General features: G+C 33.9%; 11 protein-coding genes and 3 pseudogenes. 9 read left to right on the top strand and 5 right to left on the bottom strand.

The features are described 5' to 3' along the window. The coding region (locus tag ABH957_RS27535; protein WP_404512669.1) for a transposase at positions 1 to 456 on the top strand (456 nt) is incomplete at its 5' end. 528 nt (positions 457 to 984) lie between these two features. Beyond that, positions 985 to 1736 (top strand): annotated as a pseudogene (locus tag ABH957_RS27540) (hypothetical protein). 182 nt (positions 1737 to 1918) lie between these two features. On the opposite strand, the gene ABH957_RS27545 reads toward ABH957_RS27540, so the two are convergent. Then, positions 1919 to 2389 (bottom strand): DUF5065 family protein, encoded by a 471-nt coding sequence (locus ABH957_RS27545; RefSeq protein WP_404512671.1) that lies wholly within the window; start codon positions 2387 to 2389, stop codon positions 1919 to 1921. 424 nt (positions 2390 to 2813) lie between these two features. On the opposite strand from ABH957_RS27545, the pseudogene ABH957_RS27550 reads away from it, so the two are divergent. Both ABH957_RS27550 and ABH957_RS27555 read left to right on the top strand, forming a co-directional pair. Then, a pseudogene (locus ABH957_RS27550) lies at positions 2814 to 3053 on the top strand (Y-family DNA polymerase); the annotation flags it as partial. Continuing rightward, the gene (locus ABH957_RS27555; protein ID WP_404512673.1) at positions 3050 to 3223 is read left to right on the top strand and encodes a hypothetical protein; all 174 of its coding nucleotides are present in this window, start codon (positions 3050 to 3052) and stop codon (positions 3221 to 3223) included. The pseudogene ABH957_RS27550 and the gene ABH957_RS27555, both read left to right, overlap by 4 nt. Positions 3224 to 3493: 270 nt before the next feature. On the opposite strand, the gene ABH957_RS27560 is transcribed toward ABH957_RS27555, so the two are convergent. Continuing rightward, the gene (locus ABH957_RS27560) at positions 3494 to 4177 is read right to left on the bottom strand and encodes a GTP pyrophosphokinase (RefSeq protein ID WP_404512719.1); all 684 of its coding nucleotides are present in this window, start codon (positions 4175 to 4177) and stop codon (positions 3494 to 3496) included. A 944-nt stretch (positions 4178 to 5121) separates the two neighbouring features. Here ABH957_RS27560 and ABH957_RS27565 point away from each other — a divergent pair. Further along, a pseudogene (locus tag ABH957_RS27565) lies at positions 5122 to 5208 on the top strand (DUF3955 domain-containing protein); the annotation flags it as partial. Between the two features lie 222 nt (positions 5209 to 5430). Here ABH957_RS27565 and ABH957_RS27570 read toward each other — a convergent pair. After that, positions 5431 to 6021, bottom strand: a complete 591-nt coding sequence (locus ABH957_RS27570; protein WP_404512675.1) for a TetR/AcrR family transcriptional regulator — start codon at positions 6019 to 6021, stop codon at positions 5431 to 5433. A 213-nt stretch (positions 6022 to 6234) separates the two neighbouring features. Between ABH957_RS27570 and ABH957_RS27575 the strand changes: the two genes are divergently transcribed. Together ABH957_RS27575 and ABH957_RS27580 are read left to right on the top strand one after the other, a co-directional pair. Next, positions 6235 to 7749, top strand: a complete 1515-nt coding sequence (locus ABH957_RS27575) for a DHA2 family efflux MFS transporter permease subunit (protein ID WP_404512677.1) — start codon at positions 6235 to 6237, stop codon at positions 7747 to 7749. A 166-nt stretch (positions 7750 to 7915) separates the two neighbouring features. Then, positions 7916 to 9178 (top strand): cytochrome P450, encoded by a 1263-nt coding sequence (locus tag ABH957_RS27580; RefSeq protein WP_404512679.1) that lies wholly within the window; start codon positions 7916 to 7918, stop codon positions 9176 to 9178. Between the two features lie 793 nt (positions 9179 to 9971). Here ABH957_RS27580 and ABH957_RS27585 read toward each other — a convergent pair. Together ABH957_RS27585 and ABH957_RS27590 are read right to left on the bottom strand one after the other, a co-directional pair. Continuing rightward, on the bottom strand, positions 9972 to 10244 hold the full coding sequence (locus tag ABH957_RS27585) for an HU family DNA-binding protein (protein WP_404512681.1): 273 nt from the start codon (positions 10242 to 10244) through the stop codon (positions 9972 to 9974). A gap of 252 nt (positions 10245 to 10496) precedes the next feature. Further along, positions 10497 to 11927, bottom strand: a complete 1431-nt coding sequence (locus ABH957_RS27590) for an IS4 family transposase (protein WP_404512683.1) — start codon at positions 11925 to 11927, stop codon at positions 10497 to 10499. Positions 11928 to 12131: 204 nt separating this feature from the next. Here ABH957_RS27590 and ABH957_RS27595 point away from each other — a divergent pair, with 204 nt between their 5' ends. Next, complete coding sequence (locus ABH957_RS27595; protein ID WP_404512685.1) at positions 12132 to 13301, top strand: MFS transporter; 1170 nt, start codon at positions 12132 to 12134, stop codon at positions 13299 to 13301. 78 nt (positions 13302 to 13379) lie between these two features. Then, complete coding sequence (locus tag ABH957_RS27600) at positions 13380 to 14294, top strand: phosphotransferase family protein (RefSeq protein ID WP_404512687.1); 915 nt, start codon at positions 13380 to 13382, stop codon at positions 14292 to 14294. Positions 14295 to 14355: the final 61 nt, after the last annotated feature.

Here is a 14355-nt window from a genome sequence, read left to right on the forward strand (position 1 = left end):
ACAAACACCCCTACAGATATTGTCCCGATGGGACAGGTACATGACTGGTATTCTTTGCGTTGGCAAATCGAAATTTTATTTAAAACGTGGAAGTCATTCTTTCAAATTCATCATTGTAAAAAGATAAAACCAGAACGATTGGAGTGCCATTTATATGGTCAATTGATTGCCATTCTACTCTGTTCTTCTATCATGTTTCAAATGCGCCAATTGCTCCTCATGAAGAAAAAACGAGAGCTTAGTGAGTATAAAGCCATATATATGATTAAAGACTATTTTCTTCTTCTATTCCAAACTATACAAAAAAACACCCAAGAGCTATCAAAGGTGTTACTTCGCCTGTTCAATCTCCTACAGCAAAACGGGCGGAAATCTCATCGATATGAGAAAAAAACGGTCTTTGATATATTAGGTGTCGTTTACAATTGTACTATGTCTGATAATCAAGCCGCTTAATTCAAAAAAGTGAAACCCGTTAGGGTTTATTTCGTATGCAAATCTTTCAATCACCTAAACTTGCCCTTTTGAAAAAGAAACAATCTCGCCTAAAATTGACTTTGCATAAGCTTAGCTTGATAGCGATGTGGTGCTACCCCTAAAAGAGAACCGGGAAACATATTGGTGTGAATATAGAAAGCTACAAGACTGGTTGCAACAACAGCAACTAAGTACTAGTTTTATTAGTTGGGTTGAAGAGAGAATGAAGAAATAGTTCTTGATTTATCATTTAGAAATATCCCGCATATCATCATGATGAAGTAGTATTTAATTGATATATATAATAAATGAAGCATCCAGAGGGATGCTTTTTCTTTTGGAATAGATATCCCCTTGTTCACTATACTTTAAATATAATTAATAAATACGGTATGCGAAATTTTATAACGTGTGTAGAGATGAGATTACATTTATTAAAATTAGGGAAGAATGGCATATTAGAGTATGGATTAAATGTATTTACTTTTATACAAATGGAGGAGTGTTATGAACGCAGTTTTTAAAGAGTTTAAGCAGTCCTTAAGTGCTGCCAACACATATTTAGATTGCTTAGTGCAAACTAAAACGTATCTGCAGTTTCTAATACTTATCATATTTTGTATTACTACAGTTTACATACCTTTCCCTTCATTTACGCTTAATTATATAAAAGAATTAGATATACTGATGCAATACATAATTAAAGCAGTTTATTTTTCTTTTCCTATTTCATTAGTTTTCCTATTTATAATGTGGGATCGAAGATTTTTGCTTTCTAAAAAAATCACTTTCCAGCAGTTAAAAATTTCATTCTTTAGTGCTTTCATTATTTATGTTATTATGTTGCTATTTTTAGCCGTACTAATATCTTTTACAACATTCAAAGGAACATCTAATCCCATTGGGAATGAAGGGATTACTAATACGCTTCACAAAGCGCCTGGGATTGCAATTCAATTAATTGGTGAGAACATTATGTTTGTATCTATATTGTTCTTTTGGCACAAGATCATACGCTCCTTCATAATAAGCCCCATTACTTCAATTACAGCTTCTTTAATATTGTCTGGAAGCTCATTTGGATTACTCCATCTTTCTACGTATAATTATAATTGGGTACAATGTTTAACTATTATTGGTATACCAGCTATCTCTCAAATGATTTTCTTTCTAATATTTAAAAATTTCATATGGGATACATACTTCACTTCAATTACAATTTAATCATTACACTTTTTAACTATATAGCTTCTATTTAAACTAATTTACCACTGAAAATAAAAGAAAAGGTACCCCTGCTGCAAGGTACCTTTTCCAAGGGGTATAACTCATTACCTAAGCGGCCGTTGGTTAAGTATACCGCTTAGACTATTACATGAGTTATGTTTTTATTATACATTGATCATAACAAAAATATTATCATTAGTGAAATTAACATTCATTATTTTTTAATTTTAAAGCTGCCACCATAATAATAATTTTCTCCAAGTTTCATAACAGCTACATATGATCCTGGCTTATAAACTGATGTAATAGGTGTTACAAATCTACCATAATTATGCTCAGTACCAGTATCATAAATTGTTTTATATCTTTGCATATTTACTACTCCATTCTCATCTTCACTTAATCGATATATCTTTACAATTCCTGTATCTTTACCACCTGTATAAATTGTAATGTCAAAAGTATCTCCATGCTTCAAATCACCAACAGCTAATTCTTGTAGAAAGTCTGCATTATGATGGAGTAAAAAATAGTTTTGCCATTGCCAGTCATCGAAAACCGGTGATGCTTTCTGTATAAATTGAGATTCAGCAGAAGCAGGGGTAATGCTTCCAACAGTATAGGAAAATACACTTCCTCCAATAGTTAATGCTCCAATAATAGCTACTTTCCCTAAAAGTTTCATTTTTAAGCCTCCTAGTTTATTAAGAACTTTAAAATCTTACTCATGAAAAACAGCTGTCTAATCATTAGATGGTAATATTTTCTATTTAGATTTTAACATATACAGATTTTCCTGCCAATCAATCGATAAAAAAGAATTTTTAACTAGTGTTTCATATTTATTTATTTATCCTGAAATGAAAAACCACCTTTTAAAAGAACGTTAGTTCGTATATAATGCACACAGAACAAACGTTCTTTCGAAGGGGATGTATTAATTATGTATGACTATTCCCTTTTAACTAACCGCAAAATTTGTTTCGTTGACCTTAAGGGTTTTTACGCATCAGTTAGTTGCGTTAAGACCCTCGATACACAAAACTTGCTGTAACCGTAGCGGTTCAATCGTACTTGCGGCTTTAGCCGTGGGAGTGTCAAACGCACTGTATACTGGTGAGCCAATTCCATCAGTTAGTATTTCACTATCAAATTTACTAAATGAGGGAGAGGAGCAGATTTCATTATTTGATAACATTGTACAACGTGAAAAAGAAGTTAAACTAACAAAGGCAATGGATGAAATTAGAGATCGCTTCGGAAAAAACAGTATACTAAGGGGAATATCATATACAAACTCAGCTACGGCTAGATATCAAAATACACTACTGGGGGGCCATAAAGCATGATGAATTCAAAGATACCTAAAGGACGATTAATGGTCAAGTGGCAGGCATTTGCGGCGTTACCTGAACAATTTATTGGAATTTGTGATTTGAACCATAAATTTGCCACTTTGGCAAGGTTATGGTTCTTTTTGTTTGCGGCAAAGATATGCTTCCTCTATACAAATAGATAGATACATCCACTATTCCTAACAGCAAGAAATATCTATTTCAACAGTTATTATTTGTTAGCAGACTTAATTTACGCTCATTTGTTTCAATAAAGAGTGAATCGTATCATCAAGACAGGTATATTAAAAAGGCCATTTCATTAATGAAATGGCCTTTTTAATAAAACATCTGTCAGGATAACTCTTTTGAATCAGTCGTATGTTAAATAAACCAACTAGTTAAAAATAGGTGTTCAATATATACGGATTGAATCCTAGAATGTATTTATTCCTTTACTTATTCTCACTTATCTCTTTATTCAACATTTCTATCAGCTGCATTGGAATGTTAAAATGATTTTGTGCGAGATGAAGTTCGGTTAGCTCCTCTTCTTCACTTGATTTTAATTCGCGTACTTCGTGATGAAGAGCTTCCATTTTCATATCTAATTCGGTCGCAACTATAGCGGCTTCTTTTAATTCTGACGTGAGTCTTTCAGGAACTGTATTGTTATATTTATAATAGATTTTGTGTTCCAAACTTGCCCAAAAGTCCATGGCAATCGTCCTGATTTGTATCTCTACATAAACTCTTTCTTCTCTGTCTGACATATATACTGGTACTTTCACGATTAAGTGTAGGCTTTGATAACCGTTGGATTTTGGCTCTTTTATATAATCCTTACATTCAATAACCTCAATATCCTTTTGATTGCAAAGCATCTCACTCAGACGGTAAATATCCGATCTAAATGAACACGTAATTCGAATACCTGCAATATCTTTCACTTGATCCTTTATTGCTAGAAAAGATAACTCGATGTTTTTTCTTAATACTTTATTAAAAATACCTTCGGGAGATTTTAAGCGTGAAGTTGTATGTTCGATTGGATTGTAATCGTGAATATGCTGAAACTCCTCTTTTAAAATATTTATTTTCGTATTCATTTCATCCAAAGCAAATTTATAGGCCAGCATAAACCTTCTCAATTTCGCTTTTATTGCATTCAATTTATTTATCTGGATGGGTTTATTCATAGTTATATTCATTCCTTTCGTTCACGGCACAAAACGGAAGGGGATTCGTTCGCTTTGTGCGTTTTTTTATATTCCTAAATTACAGAGATACCAGAAAACTACAAATCATGTGGAGGTGAGTGGTCGCCCTGTTGTAGGATGATCACATAGTTATATGAGTAGATTACTTTCCTATGCACAAATAAATCGATTAGAGCACTGCAGATTTATCTTTGATAAACAACTCGTTTGTAGCTGGGCAATCAGCCTCTGCTGACTATCTCAGTACATCATACAAAGGAGTCTCGGTATGGCTTTAAAAAGGAAACTTCCTGAACTGGAACCTGTGATTGAGGGGCACCTAGCTTTGTATAAAAAATCCGCCGCGCATCTAGTAAACCGTGAAATCACAATAGAACAAGTTGCTAAAGATTTTAGACTTTCTCCACTCTTTCGTAACTTGAAGCTTACATACTAACAATTATCTTTATCTCAAATACGTGAGATTATGCTATTAATGGGATAAAGCCGAGATACGTGTAAAAATAGGTCATATTCTTACTTTTATTTCTAATTTATTCATTCCTGTTCGGTAATCATAGCCAAGATTTGAATGGGCAAATCTTGGGGGCTGTGTAGCGATGGAAGCAAATCCCGCAATAAGCATTTTAAACGGACTATAATAAAAAGCGGACATTTAGTTGGTTGTACGACTTAGATTAATTAATAAAAAGAAAAGAAAACTATATATAAATTATTAATATCCCCGTTACAATATTGGTTTGAATAGATACATCGATATTCCCAAATAATAAAAATTGTTTACTACGGTTCAAAATAATATTAAATCAACATTAGTGAGTGATTACTCACTTTTTTAGTTGACTTGCTAAGTCGCAGCGGATGGTACTCTTGTGGAACCATTTTATTTACTACTAATGGGTTATACATTTTTAACTATCAGTATTATTGGTTTTGTTGTATCTAAATAAAAAAAGGTCATCAACAATAAAAAAACACTAATCTTACATAAGATTAGTGTTTTTTTATTGTATTTTCCCCTTGTTTTTGGGTATGAGTGCTGGCTAATCTTGTGGGGGCCAAACGCCACGAATTTAACGTAAATTTATATGGCGTAAATGAATTTTTCATTCGATAGATCCAGGCGATTGTACCTTCCAGATTTCTGTAAGTGATTTTAAATCCACACTAACTCAAACTTCTTTATTACTCGATTTAAAAAGTATATACAACTTCTTGGCAAGAAATTGTGGTGTATACGGCATGTCCCTATGTAACCACTTTACAATTGTTCCAATTAAAGCTGAAGAACCGTACCAAATAACAATATCTTTTGGAATGTCTTTAGTAACGAGAAAGGGGTGACTTTCTGTTTTCTCTGTTATTTTGTCTGAAAGTGTATTTAACAAGCGTTCTGTAAAAATCGGTGTTCGCCTAGAGCCAAGAACTACTTTATAGAATTTAGCATTGTCAGCAATGTACTCAAGTAGGTCTACGAGTTTTAACCATTCTATATCCTCAGAGGAATCTGAGAGGTTTTCCGTGCTTATCATTATCTTCTCAATATCCTCGACCATTTCCTGTGCCATTTTCTCCAACATGTCATGAATATCACGATAATGGAGATAGAACGTAACACGATTAATGGTCGCACGTTCTGCAATTTTATTAACTGTTATTTTGCTAATTTCCATCTCTTGTAGAAGATCTATTAAAGCCGCTTTTATTAACTGGCGTGTACGAATGATTCGAGGGTCTACACGGGACTTTGGATGGTTTGTCATATCTAATCACCTTTCCTATTAATTAGAAATTTACAATATTCTAAGTTCTGTCTATTATCTTAGACTTTATTAACAGAAAGCATAAGAAGTGATAACTAATAGACAGTTATTAAGAAATTGTCTGTTGTCATAATAATCTATAATAATGTAATTTATATAGTGTAAATTATTCAACACTTTGTAAAAAAAGTCTACGTTAAAATTAGAAAGGATATGAAAGAATTGCATAATCAGACTAAAACAGTCCCAAATTCGATAAAAAAAGGACCTATTATGTTCATTATGATTTTAGGTGCTTTTCTTGCAACATTAAACCAAACACTCATGAGTGTCGCTACTCCTGAACTTATGGTTGAATTTAAGATCTCGGCTACAACAGCCCAGTGGTTAACAACCGGTTACATGCTAGTAAACGGCGTCTTGATTCCTATTACCGCATATTTAATGCAACGGTTTACCACACGTGAACTCTTTCAAACTTCCATGCTTATATTTCTAGCTGGAACCATTGTTTCAGCTGTAGCAACAGGATTCCCTATCTTGTTAACCGGACGTATGATTCAGGCAGCCGGTGCAGGAATCATTATGCCATTGCTTACGCATGTTATTTTGACTATCTTCCCTCGCGAAAAGAGAGGAGCAGCTATGGGAATGGTGGGGCTTGCCATCATTTTTGCGCCGGCAATTGGTCCTACAATTGCCGGATACATTATTGAAAACTACAAATGGGAAACGATGTTTTACGGAATGATTCCATTTTCTGTCCTTGTTATTGCGCTGGGATTCATTTATCTTCGAAATGTATCCGACCGAATCAAGACAAAATTTAATATCTTAAGCGTCATTCTCTCTACCATTGGTTTCGGTGCATTAATTTATGGTTTCAGCCAGGCCGGAAGCCTTGGCTGGTCAGATATAGAGGTAGTAGGTACGATTACTGTAGGTATCTTAGCCCTTTTACTCTTTTCATGGAAGGAATTAAGATCACAAAATCCATTGCTTGATTTACGTGTATTTAAATACAATATGTTTTCTTTAACAACAATCATTAATATCGCAATTACTATGGTTATGTATGCAGATATGATGTTGCTTCCGTTATACCTCCAAAATATGCGTGGTTACACAGCTATTGAGTCTGGTCTTCTGCTTCTTCCAGGTGCGCTGGTAATGGGATTCCTTATGCCAGTTACCGGTAAGCTATTCGATCGCTTTGGTGCGAAATGGTTAGCTATTACTGGCATGACAATTACCATTATTACAACAATGGGTTTTATCAACTTGACGGATTCCACTAGTTATATCTATTTGATTCTCATGTCAACAGGGCGTCGCATTGGTATGGCCTTAATGATGATGCCGATTCAGACTGCTGGTCTAAATCAATTGCCACAACGGTTAAATGCACATGGAACAGCAATAAGCAATACGATTCGTCAAGTTGCCGGTGCTATCGGTACTTCGCTTCTCGTTACAGTGATGACGAGCCGTACGAAATCACATCTGCAGGACATGATTCCTACTGCAGCAGCTAAAGGATTGAATCAAAAAGAGCTTGTTACAGAAGCATCTATACAGGGGATTAATGACGCCTACCTTGTCATCATTGGAATTGGTATCATCGGATTAATACTTTCCTTCTTTATAAAGAAAGTTAAACAGGCTTCCGAATTAGAATCTAACATTCCCGCAGAGATGGTAACTACAGAGAAATTAAAAATAAATTAAAGCCATTTGAATTCGCGAATCAAAAAGAAGAAATTTATACCAACTGTTAGTCATCATATTTGGAGTAAATCGCTTCTATCTTATGCTGGCTAGGAATGAGATGTACTCCAAATATGACTATTTATAGATTGATTTATACAATTTGTATTTTTAAGGAGGAATATCAGTGAAAAAAGAGGTTATTGCAATTCAAGAAATCCCTAATTTCCAGACGCGTACTGAAGAATTTTTCCCTTTAAAGTGGTATAAAGAAATGCTTTACAATCATTCTGTTTATTTTCACGAGGAAACGAATACATGGAATGCGTTTAAGTATGAAGATGTTAAGCAGGTGTTAACCAATTATGAATTCTTTTCAAGTCAAGGGCCTAGAAGCGGTATTTTTGTCGGTGATAATAAAAATCAAAAAAATACTTCACCTATAACAATGATTACGTTCCTTGATCCTCCTGACCATCGAAAAGTACGGTCCTTATTGGCAGCAGCTTTCACTCCCCGCAGTTTAAAAGAGTGGGAACCCCGTATTCAACAAATTGCAACGGGGCTTGTAGAAAACATACAAGAAAATTCTACGATTAATATTGTGGACGCTTTGGCATCCCCTTTACCTGCTCTAGTAATAGGCGATTTATTTGGCGTACCTGCACAAGGTCAAGGTCAGTTTAAAGAATGGGTTGATATTTTGTTCCAACCATACGACAAAGAAAGGTTAGAAGACCTTGAACAACAAAAACAAAAGGCAGCGAAAGAATATTTTGAATATCTTTATCCTATTGTAGTTCAAAAACGTTCGAATCTTTGTGATGATATTATCTCTGATTTGATTCGAGCTGAAGTGGATGGGGAAAAACTTACGGATAATGAGATTGTACAAACAACTATGTTACTTTTAGGGGCAGGTCTTGAAACAACTAGTCACGCAATAGCCAATACATTCTATTCATTGCTTTATGATGACAAGTCATTATATGAAACACTAAGAAAGGATATAGGTCTAGTCCCTAAAGCCGTTGAAGAAATGCTTCGTTATCGCTTTCATATTTCAAGAAGAGATCGTACGGTCAAAAAAGATAATAATCTATTAGGGATTGAGTTAAAAAAAGGTGACGTAGTCATTGCTTGGATGAGTGCATCTAATATGGATGGAAACATGTATAGCGATCCTTTTTCTATAGACATTCATCGCTCAAATAATAAAAAGCACCTAACTTTCGGAAGTGGTCCACATTTTTGTTTAGGTGCACCCCTTGCACGATTAGAAATGAAAATTGTATTAGAGGTATTCTTACAAAAGTTTTCTTGTATCGAACCAGTTGAAGGATTTGAATTAGAAAAAAACTTAACTGCTTCTGCTACGGGACAGTCCTTGACTTATCTACCAATGAAAGTTTATGGGATTCAGCCCATACCCATTAACTTAAGAAACTAATTGTTCTCCAAAACGAAAAAACGAGCTGAAATTTTATAAATCACCAGCCCTATAAGAGTATTAAGCAATTTAAATCATTTGTTAAAGGAAAGAACGAGATTGGCTCATTAGTTACTGCAGCATGCTATTTAGCTAAATTGGAACAAATTTTTCGGAGTAGATTGCCGCCAATGGATGCTAAAAAAAGTCTCTTTTCTGATTCAGCAGAAGAAATAAAAAAAGAATTAGAATATATGTGCAAAGTGTTTCAAGAAAAGTTTCTTATTTTAGTAATAAGAATCTCTTTTGTGAATCTATTAATACAAAAGAGACTCTTTTATCTTTTTAACCAAGTATAGTTGTTAAATATGAAAATATTAAGTATATTTTGTTGAAAAAAAGTGGATTTGAAGTAAGTTAAACTTTCATATGATATGCTTATTCTATACTAAGTAATTTACAGTTGAGGAGTTAATCAGTTATTACTATTATAGAAAATATATATAATGCTTCTATATTATTAATGTTTTTATCTACTTTTAGTTTTTATCTGTATTTGCGAAAAATAAAAAGAGAAAGAAAGCTCACTGGTCTCGAACTTACAATGTTTATAATAACACAAGTTGGTTACATTCTTTGGGGAATCTATATTATTTATATAAATTTTGTATGATGTGTACTTAGAAATAATATGTTTAAAAATGAAGGGGTATCATCCGATATATATTTTGGATGATACTTTTTTGTTTTATGAGCAAAAAGGCTATTGAAAAAGGGTCTGATATGAATATCAAACCCTTTTCACTATATGTAATTATTTCACTGCTTCTTTTAATTCTTTTCCAGCCTTAAAAGCAGGTGCTTTTGAAGCCGCGATTTGCATTTCTTCACCTGTTTGTGGGTTACGTCCTGTACGTGCAGATCTTTCACGTACTTCAAATGTACCAAATCCAAGAATCTGTACTTTCTCGTCATTTGCTAGCGCAGTTGTTATTGTATCTAATACAGCTTGTATTGCTGCAGCTGCATCTTTTTGTGTAAGTTCTGCTTTTTCTGCTACTACTTTTGTTAATGCTGTCTTATTCATTTCCTGCACCTCTTTATATGTAATTAGGTGACTATTATAACGTGCTTACAATCTTGATGCAATTAATAATATGGATAGAAAAAGCCTTAGAAAGTGCTAAGGAACAATTCCTGTGTGATAGTAGGGGTACCGCCACATGCCCATCAAGCTAACCAAGTAATTTACTAGATATGAAACGATCCTTGGTTCAAAACTAACAATGGATAGAAAAGTAGGCATACTAAAGAAGCCTATTAAAATCTGATTTTTTCGCTAGGTAGCTTGTCTATGCTTCACCGTCGTTTTATACACAATCCCTAGAATATCAAAGACGGTCATTTTCTTATACCGATGACATTTACGACCGTTCTTTTTGAGCAGTAGATAAAGACGATGCAAAATTTTTAAAAGTTCTTCTGTGCCAATGGCTATCGCTTGAAACAGTAACGGAAAGTAATCTTTAATCATATAAATCGCTTTGTATTCACTTAGCTCCTGATTTGTTTTTTCAAGCAGAAACTGTCGCATTTGAAACATCGTAGAAGAACAGAGGAGAATGCCGATGAGTTGTCCATATAAATGGCACTCTAGGCATTCTCTTTTAATATTTTTACATTCATCAATTTCAAAAAATGACTTCCACGTTTTAAACAAAATTTCAATCTGCCAACGAAGTGAATACAGTGAGTGCACGTAGTTCGTTGGTACTCCTTCTAAAGACGTGTTCGTGATATATACATTCATACCCATCAAACGTTTACTTTTATCCTTCATGACAATGCCTTTTTTCTTTTCACGTATCGCTTGGTTTTTTAGGCGTGTTTGCGTTTGATCATCGGTTAAACGATGGATAATGACACGTGCTGGAAGTTTCTGATTTTGGCCAATGTATGCCTCGGGAATTTCTATCGTTTCACCAGGGATTAGACCCGACATCATTTGTGTCATATCTAGCTGGATGTATTCTGTTTGCTTTTTTAACGTACCATTGTTGAAGTATTCTGGCTCAGGGTTCTTGATATAAATCCGTGTATTCAGCTTCAACTGCGAGATGTAGTAAGCCCTTTTATCATGAATAGTTTGTAAGTCTCCTAAATCGAAGTAACCAAGATCACGTAAACACAAATCGCCGGCCTCTACGGTTTCAAGACAGATGGTACCGTATGTTTTATCATTATTCTTTCCTGGTCCAAGCTGCACGTTAAGAAATTGACCACTAAGTAAATCATATTCCAATTGGATTTTCACGCCTGCCGTATTACTACTTCCACCTGAACCTTGATAGTCAGTGGCGAAATGATCAGGCAGTTGAAACACTGTTGCATCTAAAATACGGATACGATTGAAAGTAGAGATCACGTGTGCAGAAAGTGAGTGATTTGAACAGAGTTTTTGTGTGAGAAGAGAAGTAAAGACTTCTCGAAGAAATGCGACAGCTGCTGGATTAAAGCGTTGATTCAGTCCTTCTGAGCTCATAAGTACCCCAGTGGAAGCTTCTAACTGACTGCACAATTGTGTAAGTGATGTGCTAGCAATTTCTTGACTGAGCCATACGCAAAGGGCAATGAGTTCGTTTGCTTGATACTTGCTAGATCGTTGTACAAAGCCAACTTGTTTAGCAATACCTTGTATGACTACTGGAGATAAAAAGTATTGTAGCTCTTGTGCGAAAAGATTCAGTTCATTTGAAATAATAGGGTTCATTAAAAACATCATCCTTTCTCATAAACTTCTTACGATAAACATAGCGTTTTTTTATTTTGAGGATATGATTTTAACTTCGCTTGACGGGCAAGTGGCGAGATACCTTATAAGAATAAATTATAAATATAGATAAATAAATTGTAATTTACTTTGTTGAAGTGATGCACCTAAAATGAAGATAACTATTATATAAGGGGTAATTTTATGAGTAATAAATTGAAATATTTATTAGGGGTTAGCATTACCGGATTTGGGGATGGAATTCAACAAATTGCCTTGCTATGGTATATTTTTCATTTAACAGGACAAGCAACTTCTATCGGATTAATGATTGCAATTTATTATATACCAAGTATCATTTTAACACCTTTTGTGTCTGTTTATGTAGATCATCATGATTCTAAAAATATTGTTGTTTTAACAGATAGTATTCGATTTGTACTTGTTTTAATCATGGCAATACTTATTTTCATAAAATTTGAATCGGTATTTATTTTTTACATTATGCAATTCTTATTAGCAGTTTGCTACACCGTTTACAAACCTACATCTTCTGCATTTATTAAGGAAGCATTTTGTAATCATGATATACCATTTGTTATATCAAAAGCATCTTCATTAAATGAAGCAGCATTACTAGTGGGAACTGGTATATCTGGGTTATTTCTAGTTAAATTTTCTTTAGCCACTAGTTTCTTTATTAATTCTGTAACATTTTTAGTTGCGGCCATTTTCTTTTCTTCCATAAAAAGAATGAACCCTAAAAAAATAAAAAACACAAGAATATCCTACCTTGCAGAATTAATATCGGGATGGCGTTTTATTAATCAAACAGAAGGAATGAAGTACTTACTGTTTTTATCCATTTTGAATAGCATTAGCATACAAATGACAACAACTTTATTATTACCTCTTGCAGAACAGTTTGAAGGAGGTAGCGGACTCTACTCAATATTTGAGATAGCATTTTCAGTAGGAGGAATTATAGCAGGCTTGATCGCTATCTACTTTTTAAAAAAGTTTAAACATAAAGTTATTTTTATTACGATGATGGGTATGGCAACCTCTTCTTTTTTATTATATTTGAATGACTATAAAACAACGGCCGTTATTTGTATATTTATAATGGGGCTATTTACCATGTCACATTTGATTATTGTGCAAACGTTAATACAATTGAATACTACAACAGAATATATTGGTAGGGTAATAGGTTTAAGAACAATTCTAGCATCATTTGTTAAGATATCGTCCGCTCTGTCGACTGGTATTTTAATAACTCATATGGGAGTGAATAATATTTTGCTTTTATTTTCTATCTTAATATTGGCTAGCTTTATTACGATTGGAAATATAAAAAAACACATGTATTGAAATGAAGGGAAATACATCTGGAAAATTATTCAGAGATGCTATTACGGGTTGTAAATAACTTGCGAATCGGGGGATAAAATGGTTAATATACGTTCGAAAACAGAAGAATTAAGGGCGAAATTAAAAACTATATTGAATCGAGAATATAAAGAATTGGCTGTTCAGGAATTAAAAGTAATAGGAAATGGAGTACAAAATATTGTGTTCCGAGGGGATTCGGAAAAAGGACCTTTAGCATTTCGAGTACCTTGGGAACGTGAAGTGAAAAATATAAATGAAGGGTTGTTTAATAGTCGAATTTCATTGCAAAAGGAAGCGGAGCTTTCTAAGTTTTGTAATTCTAAAGACATTCCAGTGCCAAAAGTTCACGGACTGCACCTTTCTATGGAACTTGATTTTTTAATTTCAGATTACCTGTCTACTGATCATATTCCAATTTCAGCTTACAAAATAGGAGAAGCAGTTAATAAGCTCCATAATATGCCAATTGAAGATTTAAATTACCAACATAGGACTAGGAAACCATCTAGCAAGTACATAGCTGAACGTCTCGTAAAAAGAGTAGAAGGATTTAATAAAATTACACATTGCGATATTAAATTTCCTGATATATCGATAATCGAAGAGATTCTTAAACAAGCAGATCATGTAAGGAAATTATTACATATGGACATTCGACCAGCAAATCTAATTGGGTATAACGGAGAAGTTAAGGCGTTGGTTGATTGGGATAATACTCTAATTGGTCACCCGCTGTTAGAGCTTATGAGGATAGCTGAAACTAATGAAATTGATTGGTATGAATTTAAAGATGGATATAAGAATCAAGGTATCTTTGAATCTATTCCTCGTATTGTCAGCTTATTTTATCAGCTTGATACTGCGGTAATGCTTGCAAATCTGTTTATAGCGCAACTGAAAATAGAGGATAAAGGCATATTCTATAAAGAGCGTGTGAAAACACTTCATAAAGAAATGCATAGATATTTATAAAAATAAATAAAAGATGCTTTGACATAGGAGGCCCACTACATCGCCATCAAGCTAAAAGTAC

It is taken from the genome of Bacillus sp. RC242, from assembly GCF_044908245.1.
Classification (GTDB): domain Bacteria; phylum Bacillota; class Bacilli; order Bacillales; family Bacillaceae_G; genus Bacillus_A; species Bacillus_A mycoides.